Origin of the sequence: Acidovorax sp. SUPP3334 (genome assembly GCF_030159055.1) — a bacterium.
GTDB lineage: Bacteria > Pseudomonadota > Gammaproteobacteria > Burkholderiales > Burkholderiaceae_C > Paracidovorax.
This window is the reverse complement of sequence record NZ_BQXQ01000022.1, coordinates 1-19,453: the sequence shown is the minus strand read 5'-3', so window position 1 is coordinate 19,453 and position 19,453 is coordinate 1. Positions and strand designations below refer to the sequence as shown.

The window sequence follows — 19,453 nt, the reverse complement described above, 5'->3', positions numbered from 1 at the left end:
CAGTTCCTTGGCAACAGGCTGGATCTTGCCATGCCGGCGCTAGGTTCCGGAGCTTGCGAGGTCGCGCGCAGGCAGCGGCAAAAACGCCTGCACCCGGGCGTCGTAATCCCATCGCGTCAGCCGGTGGCGGGCCGGCAACGCGCCCAGCCCGGGCGGGCCGGCATCGCGCCGTTCCAGGGTGACCAGGCTGTTGGGCGCATGGGCGCGCAGGCGCACCGACACGGCCGTTCCCGCCCGCGCCGCCCACAGCCCCGGCAGCACTTCGGCCAGCCCGGGCTCGTGCGCGTGGCCGGACAACAGCAGTTGCGCCCCGGCCTCGCGCCAGCGCGCCAGCGCCTCGCCGGCGCGGTGGGGCCGGTGTTCGGTGTCGCTGGTCGGGTGGACCACCAGCGGGTGGTGCGTGACCACGATGCGCCAACGGTCGCGGGGCGCCGCAGCCAAACGCTCGGCCACCGCATCGATCTGCGCGTGGGACAGGCTGCCGCGCTCGTGCCGCCAGGGGCGCGTGGTGTTCACCCCCACGGCGAGGAAGCCCGCCACGTCGCACACCGGCTCCAGGTCGCGGCCCCACCAGCGCTCGTAGCGGCGGTATGCCCGGCCCAGGCGCTCCCACCAGGCGAAGAGGGGCACATCGTGGTTGCCGGGCATGACCAGCAATTGCGGCACGCCCAGCCCGGTCAGAAATTCGTGCGCCTGCGCGAACTGCCGCGCCGTGGCGCGCTGCGTGAGGTCGCCCGACACCACGAGCAGCGACACGTCCAGCGTCTGCACCAGCCGGCCCACCGCCGCGCACACGCGCGGGTCGTGCGCACCGAAGTGCAGGTCCGACAAGTGCATGAGAACGCTCATCGCGGCTCGCAGGCGCTGCGCATTCAGCCCGCCGGGGCCAGGCCCGGTGCGGGGACCGGAGCTGCTTCGGGTTCCGGCTCGGGTTCGGTGGCCGGGGCGGTAGTGGCAGCGACCGGAACGGCGCCTTGCATGGCGGGGTCGTCGTCGCGCACGGTGGCGGTGGGAGCCACCAGCCACAGCGGCCGGTCTTCCACCCGAAAACGCAACGGCGGCACCATCCATTCGCGCTCCCCGTCGAAAGCCACCTTCACGCGGTGCGGGCGCCAGGTGGGCTCCACCACCATCTCGGCGCAGGCCAGGCTGATGACGGCTTCATCGCGCGCCAACTGGCCGATGGCCGCGTTCCACACCGTGCGGGCGGTGGCCGCTCGGCTCTGGGGCTTGAGCAGCAGCACGGCCAGGTGGTCGCCCTCGGCCACGTCCTGCGCCTGGGGAATGCCCAGGCGCTCCAGTTGCAGCGGGTTGTTTCCCACGAACAGCGTGGAGGCGAAAAACTCTTCCCGCGTGGGCGCTGCCACGCCGTGCTGGCGCAGCGCCACGCGCCAGCGCCTTGCGGAGGCCGGCCTGAAAAAGCTCCACACCGCCGACACGATGGCCACCCAGCGCGAGCGCCCGAAGCGGCGCGACGCCAGTTCGCGCTCTTCCAGCAGGCGCGGGTACAGCCCTACGCTGGCATTGACGAGGAACATGCGGTCGTTGACGAAGCCCACGTTCACCGGCCGCACATCGCCCGCATCCATCGCATCGAAGATGTCGTTGGCGGCCTGCTCGGGATCGAGCGACAGGCTTTGTTCACGCGCGAAATAATTGAAGGTGCCCACCGGAATCACGCCCATGCGCACCTGGTGCTTCCATGCGGCGGTGGCCACCGCGTTGATGGTGCCGTCTCCGCCGGCGGCCACCACCAGCCCCCCGCTCGCCTTGGCGGCCAGCGCGGCCTCTTCGGCCGCCTGCACGATGCCGGCGCGCAGCGCGGGCACATGCCACTGCACGGCATTGCCTTGCAAGGGCGCCAGGGCCTCCAGCCGGGCGCGCAACTGGCCGTGATCGGCACCGGGCCGGTGGGGCACCACCAGGTGGATCGGGCGGCGCCCTCGGGGCATGGACGCTGGCAGGTCGTTGGATGGCATGTGAGAAGGCTTTCGGGGGAGAAGATCCGCAGGCGGGGCTGAACCGCACCGGGCTCGCAGCGTACACCTGCGGGGCGGGACGCCCGATTCTGCACACAGCCGCTCCCGCACATGCATCGGCAGGCAGGCGCACCCCTTGTCAGCCATGGCCGACAGGCGTCCCGCCCTCGTCCGCCGTGCCGGCAAACCCCGGCGCGGCGCCGGGAATTACGGGCGCTCACGCATCCGTGCCTGCCACCATTGGCGCCCTGTCCATCTCTTTTTCGCGCGATCCATGCCCTTGCCTTGCCGCCACCGCCCTGCCCGCTCGCCAGGCTTTCACGACACACCGCCGCCCGTGCTCGGGAGGCATGCCTGATGGACGCGCACGCCATCGCCCTGTGGGCCGCATCGCACCCGCTGACCGTCTGGGCAGGCGGCATGGCCATCGCATTGATGGCGGCCGCTGCGGCCTGGGCCGCCGCCGGGCCGCTGCACACCCATGGCGCCCGATGGACAGCGCCCTGGGCGGACCGCTGGACCGCGCCCCGGAATGCGGGCCTGCGGCTGCTGGGCACCTTGCTCGTGGCGGCGCTGCTGCTGCTGGCCTGCGCACAGGCCCTTGCGGCACTGGCCGAAGAATGGGCGGCTCCCACCGTCTGGGCCTTGCTGGACCAGACGCTGGCCGACACGCTGCGCGCCACCGCCAGCGTGGCCACATTGACGCTGTTCGCCACCCTCACCCACGCGGGCGACACGGCCATGCTCGCGGTGCTGGCCGTGGCCGTGGCAGCCGCTCTATGGCTGCGCCGGTACCGCCTGCTCGCACTGGGCTGGACGGCGGCGCTGGCCGGCAACGGGCTGATCACGCGGGGGTTCAAGCACACCTTCGAACGGGTGCGGCCCGTGCACACGCACGAGATCGCCGTGGCAGACGGCTTCAGCTTTCCGAGCGGGCACAGCAGCAGCTCGCTCGTGGCCTACGGAATGCTGGCCTATCTGGTCCTGCGCCTGCTGCCCGCGCGATGGCATCTGCCCGCCGTGCTGCTGGCGGTGGCCACCGTGTTCACCGTGGGCTGGAGCCGTGTGGTGCTGCAGGTGCATTTTGCGAGCGACGTGCTCGCCGGCTGGCTCACCGGCGGCGCATGGCTGGCCTGCTGCGTGATGGTGATGTCCGGCGTGGGGCACTGGCACCGGTCCCGGTCCCGGTCGGCCACCTTGGCTTGACGGGCCGGTAACGCAACAGGCCGCCTGCAGCCTGCGTCGCCAAGCCGTCAACTGGCGGCGCGCCCGGACCGGTCTGCCGCCAGCGACAGCCCGAACACCGCCAGCCCGCCCAGCGCCAGCAGCACGCCCACCCAGCCGGTGGACGTCCAGCCCAGTCCGGCCGTGATCGCCACGCCCCCCAGCCAGGCGCCCAGCGCATTGGCGCAGTTGAACGCCGAGTGGTTGAGGGCCGCAGCCAGCGTCTGCGCGTCGCCCGCCACATCCATCAGGCGGATCTGCAGCGCCGGGCCGATGGCGACGATGGTGCCCAGCAAGAACGTGGCCAGCGCCACCGTCGCGACATGGTGCGCCGCGAACACGAAGCCGCCCAGCACCGCGATGGACCACAGCAGCAGCCCGCCGATCGTGCGCATCAGCGACTTGTCGGCCAGCCGCGCACCGACCAGGTTGCCCGCCACCATGCCCGCGCCGAACAGCGCCAGCACGAACGGCACGCCGGACACCGGCAGCCCGGCCACCTCCGTCAGCGTGGGCTTGATGTAGCTGAATACCGAAAACATGCCCCCGAAGCCGATCGCCCCGATCCCCAGCGTGAGCCACACCTGCTTGCGCCGCAGGGCATCCAGTTCGCGCCACGGGCTGGCGCCCTCGGCCGGCGCCTGGTAGGGCACGCCCCGCCGCACCATGGCCATGGCCGCCACCGCGATCAGCCCCACGAACACGAAAGCCGCTCGCCACCCGAACACCTGCCCGAGCCACGCCGCGATCGGCACGCCCAGCAGCGTGGCGCCCGTCAGCCCCAGCATCACCAGCCCCACCGCACGGGCGCGCCGGCCGGGTGGCGCCAGCGACGCCGCCACCAGCGCCGCCACGCCGAAATACGTGCCGTGCGGCAGCCCGGTCACGAAGCGCATCACGTTCAGCGACAGGTAGCCCGGAGCCATCGCCGATGCGAAATTGCCCAGCGCATACACCCCCATCAGCGCGATCAGCAATGCCCGCCGGCCCCAGCCTGCCGCCAGCACGGCCAGCACCGGCGCTCCGATCACCACGCCCAGCGCGTAGGCGCTGATCACGTGACCCGCCTGCGGAATGCTCACACCGATGTCGCGCGCCACCTCGGGCAGCAAACCCATGATGACGAACTCCCCCGTTCCGATGGAAAAGCCCCCCAGGCCCAGCGCCAGCACGGCGCGCATCAGCGTGCGGTCGTCGCGCGCCGGGGCGGCGGAAGAATCGGTCGCCGTGGCATCGGCGGAGCGGGAAGGCAGGGAAGGCGTGGTCATGGAAAGCGCGGCGTGCATGCCTGCATGCCCATCCGTCAAAGCGATCCGGGCGGCAGGCGGGATAAAAAATCAGGGTAAACCCGCAGGCCAGTGACCATATCACGCCAGGCCTGCGCGCCAGGGCCGGCAGACTTTGCCCAGGGAACAGCCGGTTTCGCCGACCGCCGCTAAGCTGTGGCAGCGGCTGCGGATCGTCCTGTTCATCACCGCGACCCCAACCAAGGAACCCCCATGAGCGACCATCCCTGGCACGGCGTGCGCGTGCTGGCCTTCGACATCTTCGGCACCGTCGTGGACTGGCACGGCAGCATCGTGCGGGAAGTCGAGGCCCTGTACCCGCAAGTGGATGCCGACGCCTTCGCCCTCGCCTGGCGCGACGGCTACCAGCCTGCCATGCAGCGCGTGCGCAGCGGCGAACTGGGCTGGACCCGCATCGACGAACTGCATCGCCTCATCCTCGATGGCCTGCTGCCGCGCTTCGGCCTGCAGCACCTGACCGAGGCCGAGCGCCAGCACCTGAACCGCGTGTGGCACCGGCTCGCCCCCTGGCCCGACAGCGTGGAGGGGCTGCAGCGCCTGAAGCGCCAGTACACGATCACCACGCTCTCCAACGGCAACATCGGCCTGCTGACCCACATGGCCAAGCGCGCCGGCCTGCCCTGGGATTGCATCCTGAGCGCCGAGGTGTTCCGCGCCTACAAGCCCGACCCGCAGGTGTACCTGGGCGTGGCCCGCACGTTCGACCTCGCGCCGGATCAGGTCATGCTGGTGGCAGCCCACCACGACGACCTGGCGGCGGCGCGGGAATGCGGGCTGCGAACCGCTTACATCGAACGGCCTTGGGAATTCGGGAAGGCACGGCCGAAGGACGTGTCACCGCATGCGGGGAATGATTGGCACGCGGAGAGTCTGGTGGGGCTGGCGGAGCGATTGGGCGCGTAAGCGGGCATGCGAGGCGCCAGCATCGCTTGTGGGACGCGGCAGGTAAACTCGCCGCATAACCACAGTGCCGAGGGATGAATGACCGAACAAACGTTGATGTGTCGACGCGACGGCTGCAGCAAACCCGTTGAAATATCCGATCCAGGCCCGATGCGCCGGTTCATCCTCCAACTCCAGCAGTTGTACCAGGCCTCGACGCTGGCCGGTGACAACGCGGCACAGTATTGGGCCAACTTGGGCCAACATCGCGGTGAACTCCAGGAGCCCGTGGGCTCCATTGGCACACATCCCCGGCGCTGTCGCGGTGCTATGGACACCCGAAATAGCACCAACCACCGCGCTCACGCTCGGAACAGCAGGTTATGGCTTCGCCGCTCTGCCCAAGAACCTGATTCACTTCACGACGACAGCCGGTGCTGCAGGGATAGCGCGCACCGGAGTGATCCGAGCCAGCGCTTTCCCCCGCCATGGCATCTATGGCCCAGGTGTCTATATGGCGCGCATCGGGCGCCCCATCAATCTGATCGTGGCAGCGCAGGCCCGGATTCCGATCATGCTGGCAACGCCAGCGGGCACGGCACGTATCCTTCCTTACCTGGTGTATGTGAGATGGGGACTCAACGGCGTTAAGGTCGCCCGATGAGCAAACGGAAACCCTCCGACTCTCTTCAAACGGCAACGATCTGGTTTGCCTGGGCTTGCTGGGCCATTGCCTACTGGCAGTCGAGCTGGTGGTGGGTGGCGGGGTCCATGGTTCCTTATCTTCTTTCGCAGAGTTTTGGCCACCTTTTGGACCAAGACAAAGACGGCGGATGAATTGCCGGCTGCGGCCTCTTTGGGATCACCCGATGCTCAACCCGCCACCATCCCCTGCACGAACCGCTGCACCCGCGCATCGAACTCCGCGCTCGTCGCGGTGAACTCCACTCCCGCCAGCACCTGGTCGCCCGCTGGCTTGAGGGTGACGACGCGGGCATAGACATCGCGGGCCTGGTATTGGACGAGAGGCAGGTCGAACGACAGCCGCAGTTCCCCGTGCAGCAGCGGCGCAGCGCCGCTCAGTTCCAGCAGCGCGCCGTGGTAGCCCATGTCGCGCAGGATGCAGGGCTCTGCGTGGGGCATGACCATGCCGTCCTGCACCCGTTGCCAGGTACACGGCAGGCGCGCCTCCACGCGGTGGCTGCGGCGGAACTCCTGGCGCGGCACCTTGAGCTTGCGGCTGGGGACGGCGACGAGTTCGCGCATGGACAAAGGCTCGGAGCGCCCCTTCACGAAGACCTGCACGGGCGGCGCGACGGAGGCCATGCTCCAGCAGCGCTGGTACACCGCCTCGCTCACCAGCACCTGCCCGCGCAGGGCGAAGGCGCGCAGCTGCTGGGCCTCGATGACCACGTCGCCCAGCAGCACCGGCGACTGGCGCACACCGGCCGGCCGGCCGAAGCCGCCCACCAGCGCGGGACCGCAAGCGATGCCGATGCCCAGGTAGATGCAAGGCAGGCGGTCCTGCAGAAAAGCGTCGTTCAAATCGCGCACGGCCATCTGCAGGGCCAGGGCGCACATGGCGGCGCGATGCACGTCGTCTTCGGCCGGGCTGCCGCCACCGTTCAGCCCGAAGACCACGGCACCCGCGTCGCCCGTCAGGTGATCCAGTTCGGCGCCGTAGCGGGCCATCACGCCGTGCAGGCAGGCCAGGATGCGCTCCACCCACGGCAGGGACTGCTCGGGCGGCAGCTGCGCCGCCATCTGGGAAAAGTCGCGCAGGCCGATTTTCAGCAGGGTCACCTCGCGCGGCTGCAGGTGCGGCCCGGCGGCGGATGGCAGAGAAGGCGAAGCGGAGGTCAGCGCGTGCGGGGTGGTTGCCGGGGAGTCGCCAGGGGGAAAAGAGGACATGGGAGCGCGGTGCTTTCTCTTCGGGGTGGCCTTTTGGAACTGCGGGCGACGCGCCGGCCTGCCCGGCAGTCGGGGCGGGACGGCACGCCGCCGCGCGGCAGGCGCTCGCACGGCAAGCATAGAGGGCCCGCGTTGCCATGGTCAAGGCGCGCAGCCATTCTCCCCCACGGCGGCATCATCGCCACTGCACGGTACGTTCACGCAGCTCCTGTGGAGGCGCTGGTTTCCTCCACCGGGGATGCGGATGAAGATGCTGTTGCGGGTGCCGCTGCGGCGCCGCAGGGCCAGGGCCGGGGTTCAGATCGCCACGAGGTTGCGAATGCCCTTGGCCTGCATCTCGCTGCCCGGGCCCCGGGCGATGACTTCGCCGCGCTCCATCACGAGGTACTCGTCGGCCAGCTCCTCGGCGAAGTCGTAGTACTGCTCGCACAGCAGGATGGACACGGGGTGCCCGTCCAGCCCGTCGCTGGCCAATTGGCGGATGACGCGGCCGATGTCTTTGATGATGCTGGGCTGGATGCCTTCGGTGGGCTCGTCCAGGATCAGCAGGCGCGGGCTGGGCGCCAGTGCCCGCGCGATGGCGAGCTGCTGCTGCTGCCCGCCCGACAGGTCGCCGCCGCGGCGGCCGAGCATCTGCTTGAGCACGGGAAAGAGTTCATACAGGTGACTGGGAATGGGTGTGGAGCCGCTCTGGTAGGCCAGGCCCATGCGCAGGTTTTCCTCGACGGTGAGGCGGCCGAAGATTTCGCGGCCCTGGGGGACGAAGCCGATGCCTGCGCGGGCGCGGTCGTAGGGGGTCTTGGTCTGGATGGGGTGGCCTTCCCAGGTGATGGTGCCGCTCTTGATGGGGACGAGGCCCATGAGGCTTTTGAGCAGGGTGGTCTTGCCGACGCCGTTGCGGCCCAGGAGGACGGTGACTTGGCCTGGGGAGGCGGTGAGGCTCACGTCCCGCAGGATGTGGGAGCCGCCGTAGTACTGGTGGAGGTTTTGGACGGTGAGCATGGGTTTTTGATGTCTTTTGGGTTTGATGCCCTAGTGTTGATTGGCCTTGTTGCTATTGTTTTTGTAGCTTTTGGATGATTGTGTTCCGGGGCCGGGGTATGCGCCCGGCGGCGCACTCACTTTCTTTTGCTTCGCCAAAAGAAAGTAAGCAAAGAAAAGGCGACCCTGCTGGGTGCGTCCCTGCGCTGCGCTTCGGGCAACCTGTGGTGCTCGGGTGCGGGGTGCGCCGTGGAACTCGCTTCGCGCTGCGCGCTGCGCTCGGACAGCCACGGCGAGTCAGTTCACGAAGCAGGTGTGTCCTGCGGCACACCTGCCCACCCCGCACCCTGCGCTCCTCGGCGCACCCAGAAGGGCACTCAGCAGGCGGGCCATTGCTTCGCTCGGCCCTCGGTGCGCGAGCGCGTTGCGCCGCGCACACCTGGCCGAGCGCAGCGATGGCCCGTGTGGGATGTCGGACTGCAGGGTTCCCTTCTGGCCGTGCCGAGGAGCGCAGCGGCTGGCGGAAAAAGGGCCGCGCGCTGTCTGAGCGCAACGCAGTGAAGCGAGTTTGCGCGGACCCCGCCAACCGCGAGCACCGCAGGTTGCCCCGGAGCGCAGCGCAGGGGACACGGACAGTAGGGTCGCCTTTCTTTTGGGTACGTTTCTTTGGCGAAGCAAAGAAAAGTACCTCGGCCGCCGGGCCGAGACCCGGCCCCGGAACGTAACCAGCAAGCAACTTTGCAAAAAAGCTCACGGCCTCACCGCCCCAAATAAACCTCAATCACCCTCTCATCCCCCTGCACCTGATCCAACGTCCCCTCCGCCAACACCGCCCCATCGCACAAAACAGTCACCTTCTCCGAAATCGTCCGGATGAACGACATGTCATGCTCCACCACCATCAGCGAATGCCGCCCCTTCAGCGTCAGGAACAGCTCCGCGGTCCGCGCCGTCTCCTCGTCGGTCATCCCCGCCACCGGCTCGTCCAGCAGCAGCAGCTTGGGGTCCTGCATCAGCAGCATGCCGATCTCCAGCCACTGCTTTTGCCCGTGGCTCAGGTTCCCCGCCATGCGCGACACGCTATCGGCCAGGTGGATGGTGTGCAGCACCTCGGCCAGCCGGTCCGCCTGGGCGGAGTCGAGGCGAAAGAACAGGCTCGACGCCACGCCCTTGTGCGTCTTCAACGCCAGCTCCAGGTTCTCGAACACGGTGAGCTGCTCGAACACCGTGGGCTTTTGGAACTTGCGGCCGATGCCCAGCCCTGCGATCTCCGGCTCGTTGTGCCGCAGCAGGTCGATGGTGCTGCCGAAGAACACGGTGCCCCGGTCCGGGCGGGTCTTGCCGGTGATGATGTCCATCATCGTGGTCTTGCCCGCGCCGTTGGGGCCGATCACGCAGCGCAGTTCGCCGGGGGCGATGTCCAGGTTCAGGCCGTTGATGGCCTTGAAGCCGTCGAAGCTCACGTGCACGTCTTCCAGGTACAGGATGCGGCCGTGGACCACGTCCACCTCGCCGGGCACGGCCACGCGCGAGAAGCCGGCGGCGCGTCCGTCCGATTCGGTCTGGCCGGTGGGGGCGAATCGGGCGGGGGCCTTCAGGCGGTGCGCGCCCGCTTCCATCAGGTCGGGGGTCATCGCGCACCGCCTTTCCGCAGCAGGCGTTTGACCCCGTCGATGGCGCCGCCCGGCTTGCGCAGCAGGCCCACCACGCCTTGCGGCAAGAACAGGGTGACGGCGATGAACAGCGCGCCCAGAAAGTACAGCCAGAACTCCGGCGCGGTCACGGTGAGCCAGCTCTTGGCGCCGTTCACCAGAAAGGCGCCCACGATGGGGCCGATGAGCGTCGCGCGCCCGCCCACCGCCGCCCACACGGCGATTTCGATGGAGTTGGCGGCGCTCATTTCGCCCGGGTTGATGATGCCGACCTGCGGCACGTACAGCGCGCCGGCCACGCCGCACATCATGGCGCTGATGGTCCAGATGGTGAGCTTGTAGGGCAGCGGCGAGTAGCCCGAGAACATGACGCGCGTTTCCGCATCGCGCACCGCCTGAAGCACGCGGCCGAATTTGCTGCGCACCAGCCAGCGCCCCAGCAGGAACGCGCCCAGCAGCGCCAGCCCCGTGAGCACGAAGAGCAGCATGCGCATGTTCTGCGTGGCGATCGGCTGCCCCAGGATGCGCTTGAAATCGGTGAAGCCGTTGTTGCCGCCGAAGCCCGTCTCGTTGCGAAAGAACAGCAGCATGGCGGCGTACGTCATGGCCTGCGTGATGATCGAGAAATACACGCCCTTGATGCGCGAGCGGAAGGCGAAGTAGCCGAACACGAAGGCCACCAGCCCCGGCACGGCCACGACGAGAACCAGCGTGGCGATGAAGCTGTCCGACAGCGCCCAGTGCCAGGGCAGCTCCTTCCAGTCCAGGAACACCATGAAGTCGGGCAGGTCGCTCTGGTAGTTGCCGTCGCGGCCGATCTGGCGCATGAGGTACATGCCCATCACGTAGCCCCCCAGCGCGAAGAACAGGCCGTGGCCCAGGCTCAGGATGCCGGTGTAGCCCCAGATGAGGTCCATGGCCAGCGCGCAGATGGCGTAGCACATGATCTTGCCGAGCAGCGCCACCGCATAGTCGGACAGGTGCAGCGGGCTGCCGGCGGGCAGCCACAGGTTGAGAGCGGGCGCCACGGCGCACACGGCGATCAGCGCGGCGATGAAGGCCGACCAGCCGGAGCGGGTGAGCAGCGGCGCGGCGCCGGGCAAGGCCATCGGAAGACGGGTCGTGGCGTTCATGCTTCACGCCCTTTCATGGCGAAGATGCCTTGCGGGCGCTTCTGGATGAAGACGATGATGAAGACCAGCACCGCGATCTTGGCCAGCACGGCGCCCGTCCAGCCTTCGAGGAATTTGTTGAGCACGCCCAGGCCCAGCGCCGCGTACACGGTGCCGGCCAGCTGGCCCACGCCGCCCAGCACCACCACCATGAACGAATCGACGATGTAGCCCTGGCCCAGGTCGGGCCCCACGTTGCCGACCTGGCTCAGGGCGCAGCCGGCCAGGCCGGCGATGCCGGAGCCCAGCGCGAAGGCATAGGTGTCCACGCGGGCGGTATTGACGCCCATGCACGAGGCGATGGGGCGGTTCTGCGTGACGCCGCGCACGAACAGGCCCAGCCGCGTGCGGCCGATGAGGTAGGCCACGCCGCCCAGCACCGCGAAGGCGAACGCCACGATGATCACGCGGTTCCAGGGCAGTTGCAGGTTGTCCATGAGCTGCACGCCGCCGCTCATCCACGCGGGGTTTTCCACGCCCACGTTCTGCGCGCCGAACACGGTGCGCACGAGCTGCTGCAGCATCAGGCTGATGCCCCAGGTGGCCAGCAGCGTCTCCAGCGGCCGGCCATAGAGGAAGCGGATCACGCTGCGCTCCAGCACCGCGCCCATCAGTGCCGAGGCGCAGAACGCGGCGGGCACGGCGGCCACCAGATACCAGTCGAAGGCGCCGGGCAGGTACTTCTGGAACAGGCCCTGCATCACGTAGGTGGCATAGGCGCCGATCATCATCAGCTCGCCGTGCGCCATGTTGATGACGCCCATCAGCCCGTAGGTGATGGCCAGGCCCAGCGCCACGAGCAGCAGGATGGACCCCAGGCTCACGCCCGAGAACAGCGCGGCGAGCTTTTCGCCCCACTGCAGCCGGCCTTCCACCGAGGCCAGCGCGGACTGGATGGCGGCCTTGACCTTCGGGTCGGCCTCCTGGCGCAACTGCTCCAGCAGCACGGTGCGCGTGGCGGGGTTGCCGCTGGCCGCCAGGTGCTGGGCGGCTTCCAGGCGGTGGCCCGCATCGCTGCTGGCCAGCAGCACCCGCGCGCGAATGGCTTCGAGCCGGCCGCGCAGGCCGGCGTCCTTCTCGGCGGCCAGGGCCTTTTCGATGAGGGGCAGGCGCGCGGCGTCGGTCTCTTCCTTGAGCGACTCGATGGCGGCGCGGCGCTGGGCCGCATCGGGCGACAGCAGCTGCAGCGAGGCCAGCGCCGCGTCGAACTCGCCGCGCATGCGGTTGTTGTTGACGATGTCCTCTGCATCGTCGGGCACCGGCACCTGGGCGCCGGTGGCGGGGTCCAGTCCCTTGCCGTCCTTCAACACGATGGCCCGGTCGCCCGCGATCTTGACCGCGTCGTCGGCCATGGCGCGGATGAACGCCAGCGTCGCATCGTCGGGCGTGGCCGTGGCCTGCTGCAGCGCGGCGATGCGCTCGTCGGTATCGCCCGCCGCCATGGCCCGCGCGGCCTGCGGCGTGAGCGCGTGCGCCTGCACCGCCGCACACAGCAGCAGGCAGGCGATCAGGCGGTGAAAGAAGGTGGGAAGCATGGTGAGGGGAAGGTCGTCACGAACAAGAAAGGATTGCGATCACGGACTGCTTCGTCATGCCACGTGCACCCGCGCGGCCCGAAGCCAGCAGACGCCGCGGAACCGGCTTTGCCGGGCCGCTGGCGTCGTCCCCCCTCCCGCGCAGCGCAGCGCAGCGAGAGAAGGAGGGGTGAAGGCGAGCAGCGCCTCAGGGGGGTGTCACTTCCCTTGCGGCTCGTCCTTCTTCTTGTCGTTGCCTTCGATGTACGGGCTCCACGGCTTGGCCTTGACCGGGCCGGGCGTCTTCCACACCACGTTGAACTGGCCATCGGCCTTGATCTCGCCGATGAACACGCTCTTGTGCAGGTGGTGGTTCTTCTCGTCCATCTTGCTCACGATGCCGCTGGGCGCCTGGAAGGTCTGGCCGGCCATGGCGGCGATGACCTTGTCCACATCGGTGCTCTTGGCCTTCTCGACGGCCTGCTTCCACATGTGGATGCCGATGTAGGTGGCCTCCATCGGATCGTTGGTCAGCGGCTTGTCCATGTGGCCGGGGATCTTCTTGGCCTTGGCATAGTCGCTCCACTGCTTGATGAAAGCGGTGTTGGTGGGGTTCTTGATGGACATGAAGTAGTTCCATGCCGCCAGGTGGCCCACGAGCGGCTTGGTGTCCACGCCGCGCAGCTCTTCCTCGCCCACCGAGAAGGCGACGACCGGCACGTCCTTGGCCTTCAGGCCCGCGTTGCCCAGTTCCTTGTAGAACGGCACGTTGGAGTCGCCGTTGATGGTGGAGACCACCGCCGTCTTGCCGCCCTGGCTGAACTTCTTGATGTCGGCCACGATGGTCTGGTAGTCGGCATGGCCGAAGGGGGTGTACTTCTCGTCGATGTCGCTGTCCTTCACGCCCTTGGACTTCAGGTAGGCGCGCAGGATCTTGTTGGTGGTGCGGGGGTACACGTAGTCGGTGCCCAGCAGCACCCAGCGCTTGGCACCGCCGCCGTCCTTGCTCATCAGGTAGTCCACCGCGGGAATGGCCTGCTGGTTGGGCGCGGCGCCGGTGTAGAACACGTTCTTGGACAGCTCTTCGCCTTCGTACTGCACGGGGTAGAACAGCAGGCCGTTCATTTCCTCGACCACGGGCAGCACCGACTTGCGGCTCACCGAGGTCCAGCAGCCGAAGATGACCGAAACCTTGTCCTGGCCCAGCAGCTGCTTGGTCTTCTCCGCGAACAGGGGCCAGTTGGAGGCCGGGTCCACCACCACGGGTTCCAGCTTCTTGCCGAGCACGCCACCCTTGGCGTTGATCTCGTCGATGGCCATGAGCACCGTGTCTTTCAGCACGGTCTCCGAAATCGCCATGGTGCCCGACAGGCTGTGCAGCACGCCGACCTTGATGGTGTCGGCGGCATGGGCCGGCAGTGCCGACAGGCCCGCCAGCGTGGCGACGGCCGCGAGGGCCTTGAGAGAGTAACGACGTTGCATGGGGTGCATCTCCAATGGATGGGGGTCAAACCGCTTCGCCCGGGGCCCCGGACGGGGCCTGTGATCGGTCGATGGAATGGATTCTGGAGACCGCACCCCGCGCCGCCAATACGCCAAGTGGCGTACGCGGGGGGCTCGGGCTGGCGGGCACGCGGGCTTCGAACGAATGGCCGGGTGGCAAACAGGCCCACGCTCCATTGCTATCAAATAAATAGCTATACACCGCCGTATTCATTGCGCTGGAGCCTAATTTCATGCGATTCCCCTGCGCACCAGGCTCAGTGCCCGGCCCGCTGAAGCCATGCATGCGCCTCTGGGTGCCGGCGAGCAGTGCCCACCGGAGGCTGTCACGCGGCTGACGACGGCGCCGGTGCGCTCACCAGTACGGCCTGCAGAAGGCCCCCTTCGTTCACCGAAGCGGAGTCCTGCGCTCTCTTGCGCCCGCAAGCATTTTCTCGAAACGGGGCGAGTGGCGAAATTCGTAAGTAGTTTCCAGAATGTGGCTTTCCACAATCGAAACGGCCTTGACTAGAGATACATTCACCCACCTTCAAAAACGAGCGCTGCTGGCGACGGTACGCGCAGAACCCATGCAAGAGACAAGCACTCTCCCTCGCAAGAAGCCCTTCTACCGCTCGCTGTACCTCCAGGTGCTGTTCGCCGTCGTCGTCGGCGTGCTGCTGGGGCACTTCTACCCAGCGCTGGGCGAACAGATGAAACCGCTGGGCGACGGCTTCATCAAGCTGATCAAGATGATCATCGCGCCGATCATCTTCTGCACCGTGGTGATCGGCATCGCGGGCATGGAAGACATGAAGAAGGTCGGCCGCACCGGCGGCCTGGCGCTTCTGTATTTCGAAATCTTGAGCACGGTCGCACTGGTCATCGGCCTGATCGTGGTCAACGTGCTGCAGCCCGGCGCCGGCATGAACGTGGATGCGTCCACCATCGACACCAAGTCGATCGCCGCCTACACCGCGCCCGGCAAGATGGGCACGACCACCGACTTCCTGATGAACGTCATCCCCACCACGGTGGTCGATGCGTTCGCCAAGGGCGAGATCCTGCAGGTGCTGCTGATCGCCGTGATGTTCGGCTTCGCGCTGCACCGCTTCGGCGGCCGCGGCACGCTGGTGTTCGACTTCATCGAGAAGACCTCGCACGTGCTGTTCACCATCGTGGGCTACATCATGAAGGTGGCGCCCATCGGAGCGTTCGGCGCCATGTCGTTCACCATCGGCAAGTACGGCGTGGGTTCGCTGCTGTCGCTGGGCAAGCTGATGGGCTCGTTCTACCTGACCTGCCTGCTGTTCATCTTCATCGTGCTGGGCTCGATTGCGCGCTTTCACGGCTTCTCGATCTGGAAGTTCATCAAGTACATCAAGGAAGAGCTGCTGATCGTGCTGGGCACGTCGTCCAGCGAATCGGTGCTGCCGCGCATGATGGAAAAGATGGAGAACCTGGGCGCCAAGAAGACCACCGTGGGCCTGGTCATTCCCACCGGCTACTCGTTCAACCTGGACGGCACGTCCATCTACCTGACCATGGCCGCGGTGTTCATCGCGCAGGCCACGAACACGCCGCTGGACATCACGCACCAGATCACGCTGCTGCTGGTGCTGCTGCTCACCTCCAAGGGCGCGGCCGGCATCACGGGCAGCGGCTTCATCGTGCTGGCAGCGTCGCTGTCCGCGGTGGGCCATGTGCCGGTGGCGGGACTGGCCCTCATCCTGGGCATCGACCGCTTCATGTCGGAGGCGCGCGCGCTCACCAATCTGGTGGGCAACGGCGTGGCCACCATCGTGGTCGCCAAATGGACCGGCGACCTCGACGAGAACAAGCTCAAGCAGCGCCTGAACGATCCCAACTGGGTGGACGCCGACGCCCCCGAGGTGCTGCTGGACGCCAAGACCGAGCGCATGGACACGAGCGGCCCCCGCTGAAGTGCCGCCAAGGCTTCAGGGCGGCACGCGCTGCCGCCCCACCCCCTCGGGTGTCACCCATCCCATCAGGCCGGCTTTCGCCGGCCTTTTTCATTGGGGGCTGTCGTCGGGATGCAGGCGGCTACAACGCCGAAGTGTCGGTGAACACGGCCGGGTCCGGCAGATGGTCGGCCAGCCAGCCGGGGTCGAGCTGCAGCGCCTGCAGCAGTTCGTCCGGCAGGGCGCCGATCGTTTCGGCCAGCGTCGCCTTGGGGCCTACGGCGATCTCGGCCAGCAGCGTGGCCACGTGCACGATGGCCCCCAGCCGGCAGAACGACGGACTGGCCAGCGGGTCGGACGCGGTTTCCAGCGCGCGCACCACCTCGTCCGGAAACCTCCACTGCCGCGCCAGTTCGGCGGTGATCTGCCCCTCCGTGAAGCCCAGCAGGCTCTGCTCGCGCTGCCAGCGGCCGCCGGGCAGATGGGGCAGGCGTTCGATCTCGACGATCTCGCGCGGCGCCTTCTGCGCGATGATGAGTTCGCCCAGCCGCACCATGAAGCCGGTCAGCCACGATTGCTGCACATCGGTGCCCAGGGCCCGCGCCAGCCATTGCGCGTAGCCGGCGCAGGCCATGCTTTCCTTCCAGAACTCCTGCCGGTCCACGCCCGGCGCATCGGCGAACGAGCCGGTCATGCACGCCGCCAGGGCCAGCGTGCGCACCTGGTTGAGCCCGACCATGTTGATGGCATCGTCCAGCGAGGACACCTGGCGCGGCAGCCCGAAGCGTGCGCTGTTGGCCATGCGGACCAGCTTGGCGGTGAGCGACGGATCCTTGGAGATGGCCGTTCGCACCTTCTCGAAGGGAATGTCGTCGTCGTGCAGGGTCTGGATCAGGCTGTGGGCCACCTCGGGCATGGTGGGCAGCTTGACCTCCTGAAGGAAAGCGGCGAGTGCGGGCATGCGAGAAGACCTTTTCGTGGGGTTGCGTGCAGACCGGCCTTCCAGCCCGCTGGTGTTTTTGTATCACCGTCTTGCCCCCTGCCGGGCAGGGAATTCACCAGCCCCCGGGTTTGTGCCGGTTTGGCAACGCAGACACGAATCAAGCCCCGAGGCGAAAGGCGCGGTCGAGCGTGGCCGTCAGGCGGTCGGCCAGCCGGTTGGAGGCGGCCTGCGTCGGGTGAATGCCATCGGTCGTATCCGCATCGACCGAAAACGGCATCGAATCCCATCGGGCATGCAGGGTACGGGTGTCGGTGGCCACCTGGTGGATCACCCCGTTGATCGCGTGCATGGTGGCCAGCGCCTCGGGGCCGAAGATCTTGTCCGATACGGGCGTGAGGCCCGTGACCACGGCAGCGCGCCCCAGCGAGCGAGCCACCCGGATCAGGCCGCGGTAATCCGCCTCGAATTGCTCCAGATCGAAGCCCGGGCGGGCATGGTCGTTCACACCGGCCTGGAAGACCACGATCCGCGAGGCATGGGGTTCGGTGTCGAAAGGCCCCTGCGGGCCACGCGGAAAGAGGTTGGGCGGAGCGCCTTCGAAGGGTTCCTCGTAGCCCCGCACCAGGTCATACACCCTGAGGCCCGCGGCAGTCCGGTCATCGACCACCCAGCCCGGCCGCTTGAAAACGATGCGCTGCGCCGGGGTCTGCGCATGCCGCCCGGTCGCCGAGGCCGGGTCGAACCCGAAAAGAATGCTGTCGCCATTGAGTTCCACAGAGCAGGTCCGCTGCGGTCCGAAAACTGCGCTCATCGATATCCCTTCGTTGTGATGGCGAGGCGTTCAAAAAAAGGTGCCATCGGGCGCCCCGCAGTCCACCACAACGCGGCGTAAATCACAACCGGCACGAAGCATCCATCAATGAAATACATCTGGATGCAATTAGGGTGTTGCGCTGCACAAACGGCGTGCGCTGTCACTGAAAACGGCACTGCATAATTCGGACCCGATTCAACGCTCAGAAACATTTTTTCGCATGACCAATCGCCGCGTAACAATTCAAACGCCTTTGGGAGAGGCGCTGCAATTCAGGCAATTGAAAGGAAGCGAGGCGCTGTCCGGGTTGTTTGAATTCGAGATCGACCTGATCTCCAAGAGCAGGAGCATCGACCCGAAAGCCTTGCTGGGCCTGGGCAGCACGGTGGTGGTGGAAACCGAGGGGCTGGGAAGGCGGTATCTGGACGGCATTGCCACGGGTTTTGGAATGCAGGGCCAGGACACCTCGTCCAATTACTCCTACCGGCTGGTGCTGCGACCCTGGCTCTGGCTTGCCACGCGGCGCAGCGATTTCAAGATCTTCCAGGAAATGACCGTCCCGGATATCGTCGAAAACGTGCTGCAGAAATATGGGCAGCCGATGCAGAAAAAGCTCTCGCGGGCTTATCGTGTGCGGCCCTACACGGTTCAATACCATGAAACCGATTTCGCGTTCATTGCGCGGCTGTGCGAATCGGAAGGCATTTACTGGTATTTCGAACACCAGGCCGGCAGCCACACGCTGGTGTTTGCCGACGACGTGATGGGCTCGCACAGCCCGCTGCCGGGCGGCCATGTCATTCCCTTCCATCCGCCGGGAAAGACCGCGCTGGCAGACCGGGAACACATCTTTTCCTGGCACATGGGCCAGGCCGTGCAGCCCGGGCGCGCCTACCTGAACGACTACGACTTCAAAAAACCCCGTGCCGACCTGTCCGACATGCGCCAGTCGCCTCCTGGCCACGCGCACGACAGCTACGAGATGTATGAATGGCCGGGTGGCTACACCGAGTTTTCCGATGGCGAGACCTACACCCGGCTGCAGATGGAAACCGGCCTTGCCGGCCACCACCGCGCCCAGGCCAGGCTGAACAAACGCAGCATCGCCCCCGGCTACACCATCGTGCTGGACAACTACCCGCGCGAAGACCAGAACCAGCAGTACCTGGTGGTGTCGGTGGAGTACTACCTGGAAGAAAACGCCCAGGCCAGCCAGGGCCTCAATGGCGTGGGCCAGACCCAGGGCGGCTCCATCCAGCGCTTTTCGATGGAGGTGCATCCCACCGCCATGCCCTACCGCCCCGTCGTCGCCACGCCCCGGCCCCGCACCACGGGTCCGCAGACGGCCGTGGTCGTCGGCCCGCCGGGCGAGGAGATCTGGACCGACCAATACGGCCGCGTCAAGGTGCAGTTCCACTGGGACCGCATCGGCGCCATGAACGAAAACTCCAGCTGCTGGGTGCGCGTGTCCTCCACCTGGGCCGGGCCGCAGTTCGGCAACGTGTTCATCCCGCGCATCGGCATGGAGGTGATCGTCGATTTTTTGAACGGCGATCCCGACTACCCCATCATCCTGGGCTGCGTCTATAACGCCGACAACATGCCTCCCTGGGGCCTGCCCGGCAACGCCACGCAGTCGGGTATCAAGACCAAATCGAGCAAGGGCGGCG

At 67.3% G+C, this 19,453-nt stretch carries 16 protein-coding genes; 5 read left to right on the top strand and 11 right to left on the bottom strand.

The annotated features are described in order from the left end of the window. Positions 1 to 39 precede the first annotated feature (39 nt). Both AVHM3334_RS13760 and AVHM3334_RS13755 read right to left on the bottom strand, forming a co-directional pair. Positions 40 to 849, bottom strand: coding sequence for a metallophosphoesterase family protein (locus AVHM3334_RS13760; protein ID WP_284413118.1), 810 nt, complete (start codon positions 847 to 849; stop codon positions 40 to 42). Positions 850 to 872: 23 nt separating this feature from the next. Beyond that, positions 873 to 1,979, bottom strand: coding sequence for a diacylglycerol/lipid kinase family protein (locus AVHM3334_RS13755; protein ID WP_284413115.1), 1,107 nt, complete (start codon positions 1,977 to 1,979; stop codon positions 873 to 875). Between the two features lie 357 nt (positions 1,980 to 2,336). Here AVHM3334_RS13755 and AVHM3334_RS13750 point away from each other — a divergent pair, with 357 nt between their 5' ends. After that, the gene (locus AVHM3334_RS13750) at positions 2,337 to 3,185 is read left to right on the top strand and encodes a phosphatase PAP2 family protein (protein ID WP_284413113.1); all 849 of its coding nucleotides are present in this window, start codon (positions 2,337 to 2,339) and stop codon (positions 3,183 to 3,185) included. A gap of 47 nt (positions 3,186 to 3,232) precedes the next feature. Here AVHM3334_RS13750 and AVHM3334_RS13745 read toward each other — a convergent pair whose 3' ends face one another. Next, positions 3,233 to 4,471, bottom strand: a complete 1,239-nt coding sequence (locus tag AVHM3334_RS13745; RefSeq protein ID WP_502869911.1) for an MFS transporter — start codon at positions 4,469 to 4,471, stop codon at positions 3,233 to 3,235. Between the two features lie 231 nt (positions 4,472 to 4,702). On the opposite strand from AVHM3334_RS13745, the gene AVHM3334_RS13740 reads away from it, so the two are divergent. After that, entirely contained in the window at positions 4,703 to 5,413 is a 711-nt protein-coding gene (locus AVHM3334_RS13740; protein ID WP_284413111.1) for a haloacid dehalogenase type II, read from the top strand. A 277-nt stretch (positions 5,414 to 5,690) separates the two neighbouring features. After that, complete coding sequence (locus AVHM3334_RS13735) at positions 5,691 to 6,056, top strand: hypothetical protein (RefSeq protein WP_284413109.1); 366 nt, start codon at positions 5,691 to 5,693, stop codon at positions 6,054 to 6,056. A gap of 209 nt (positions 6,057 to 6,265) precedes the next feature. Here the strand turns inward: AVHM3334_RS13735 and AVHM3334_RS13730 are convergent, their stop codons facing one another. From AVHM3334_RS13730 to urtA, 6 genes are all read right to left on the bottom strand, one after another. Beyond that, positions 6,266 to 7,303, bottom strand: a complete 1,038-nt coding sequence (locus AVHM3334_RS13730) for an adenylate/guanylate cyclase domain-containing protein (RefSeq protein ID WP_284413107.1) — start codon at positions 7,301 to 7,303, stop codon at positions 6,266 to 6,268. 297 nt (positions 7,304 to 7,600) lie between these two features. Next, positions 7,601 to 8,305, bottom strand: coding sequence for an urea ABC transporter ATP-binding subunit UrtE (urtE, locus tag AVHM3334_RS13725; protein WP_284413105.1), 705 nt, complete (start codon positions 8,303 to 8,305; stop codon positions 7,601 to 7,603). 737 nt (positions 8,306 to 9,042) lie between these two features. Beyond that, positions 9,043 to 9,918 (bottom strand): urea ABC transporter ATP-binding protein UrtD, encoded by an 876-nt coding sequence (gene urtD / locus AVHM3334_RS13720; protein ID WP_284413103.1) that lies wholly within the window; start codon positions 9,916 to 9,918, stop codon positions 9,043 to 9,045. Then, on the bottom strand, positions 9,915 to 11,069 hold the full coding sequence (gene urtC / locus AVHM3334_RS13715) for an urea ABC transporter permease subunit UrtC (RefSeq protein WP_284413101.1): 1,155 nt from the start codon (positions 11,067 to 11,069) through the stop codon (positions 9,915 to 9,917). The genes urtD and urtC overlap by 4 nt, the downstream gene beginning before the upstream one ends. Then, the gene (urtB, locus tag AVHM3334_RS13710) at positions 11,066 to 12,643 is read right to left on the bottom strand and encodes an urea ABC transporter permease subunit UrtB (protein ID WP_284413099.1); all 1,578 of its coding nucleotides are present in this window, start codon (positions 12,641 to 12,643) and stop codon (positions 11,066 to 11,068) included. Before urtB ends, urtC begins: the two co-directional genes overlap by 4 nt. Positions 12,644 to 12,841: 198 nt before the next feature. Continuing rightward, positions 12,842 to 14,104, bottom strand: a complete 1,263-nt coding sequence (gene urtA, locus AVHM3334_RS13705) for an urea ABC transporter substrate-binding protein (protein ID WP_284413097.1) — start codon at positions 14,102 to 14,104, stop codon at positions 12,842 to 12,844. A 590-nt stretch (positions 14,105 to 14,694) separates the two neighbouring features. Between urtA and AVHM3334_RS13700 the strand changes: the two genes are divergently transcribed. After that, entirely contained in the window at positions 14,695 to 16,047 is a 1,353-nt protein-coding gene (locus AVHM3334_RS13700) for a dicarboxylate/amino acid:cation symporter (RefSeq protein ID WP_284413095.1), read from the top strand. A gap of 121 nt (positions 16,048 to 16,168) precedes the next feature. On the opposite strand, the gene AVHM3334_RS13695 is transcribed toward AVHM3334_RS13700, so the two are convergent. Beyond that, on the bottom strand, positions 16,169 to 16,987 hold the full coding sequence (locus tag AVHM3334_RS13695) for an HDOD domain-containing protein (RefSeq protein ID WP_284413093.1): 819 nt from the start codon (positions 16,985 to 16,987) through the stop codon (positions 16,169 to 16,171). Positions 16,988 to 17,126: 139 nt separating this feature from the next. Next, positions 17,127 to 17,780, bottom strand: coding sequence for an SGNH/GDSL hydrolase family protein (locus AVHM3334_RS13690; protein ID WP_284413092.1), 654 nt, complete (start codon positions 17,778 to 17,780; stop codon positions 17,127 to 17,129). A gap of 223 nt (positions 17,781 to 18,003) precedes the next feature. Here AVHM3334_RS13690 and AVHM3334_RS13685 point away from each other — a divergent pair. Further along, a partial coding sequence (locus AVHM3334_RS13685) for a type VI secretion system Vgr family protein (RefSeq protein ID WP_284413090.1) occupies positions 18,004 to 19,453 on the top strand: 1,450 nt, incomplete at its 3' end.

What these genes read in the sequence shown, in the direction of transcription:
- AVHM3334_RS13760 (WP_284413118.1), bottom strand. Translation starts at nt 849, where the DNA reads ATGAGCGTTCTCATGCACTTGTCGGACCTGCACTTCGGTGCGCACGAC.
- AVHM3334_RS13755 (WP_284413115.1), bottom strand. Translation starts at nt 1,979, where the DNA reads ATGCCATCCAACGACCTGCCAGCGTCCATGCCCCGAGGGCGCCGCCCG.
- AVHM3334_RS13750 (WP_284413113.1), top strand. Translation starts at nt 2,337, where the DNA reads ATGGACGCGCACGCCATCGCCCTGTGGGCCGCATCGCACCCGCTGACC.
- AVHM3334_RS13745 (WP_502869911.1), bottom strand. Translation starts at nt 4,471, where the DNA reads ATGACCACGCCTTCCCTGCCTTCCCGCTCCGCCGATGCCACGGCGACC.
- AVHM3334_RS13740 (WP_284413111.1), top strand. Translation starts at nt 4,703, where the DNA reads ATGAGCGACCATCCCTGGCACGGCGTGCGCGTGCTGGCCTTCGACATC.
- AVHM3334_RS13730 (WP_284413107.1), bottom strand. Translation starts at nt 7,303, where the DNA reads ATGTCCTCTTTTCCCCCTGGCGACTCCCCGGCAACCACCCCGCACGCG.
- urtE (WP_284413105.1), bottom strand. Translation starts at nt 8,305, where the DNA reads ATGCTCACCGTCCAAAACCTCCACCAGTACTACGGCGGCTCCCACATC.
- urtD (WP_284413103.1), bottom strand. Translation starts at nt 9,918, where the DNA reads ATGACCCCCGACCTGATGGAAGCGGGCGCGCACCGCCTGAAGGCCCCC.
- urtC (WP_284413101.1), bottom strand. Translation starts at nt 11,069, where the DNA reads ATGAACGCCACGACCCGTCTTCCGATGGCCTTGCCCGGCGCCGCGCCG.
- urtB (WP_284413099.1), bottom strand. Translation starts at nt 12,643, where the DNA reads ATGCTTCCCACCTTCTTTCACCGCCTGATCGCCTGCCTGCTGCTGTGT.
- urtA (WP_284413097.1), bottom strand. Translation starts at nt 14,104, where the DNA reads ATGCAACGTCGTTACTCTCTCAAGGCCCTCGCGGCCGTCGCCACGCTG.
- AVHM3334_RS13700 (WP_284413095.1), top strand. Translation starts at nt 14,695, where the DNA reads ATGCAAGAGACAAGCACTCTCCCTCGCAAGAAGCCCTTCTACCGCTCG.
- AVHM3334_RS13695 (WP_284413093.1), bottom strand. Translation starts at nt 16,987, where the DNA reads ATGCCCGCACTCGCCGCTTTCCTTCAGGAGGTCAAGCTGCCCACCATG.
- AVHM3334_RS13690 (WP_284413092.1), bottom strand. Translation starts at nt 17,780, where the DNA reads ATGAGCGCAGTTTTCGGACCGCAGCGGACCTGCTCTGTGGAACTCAAT.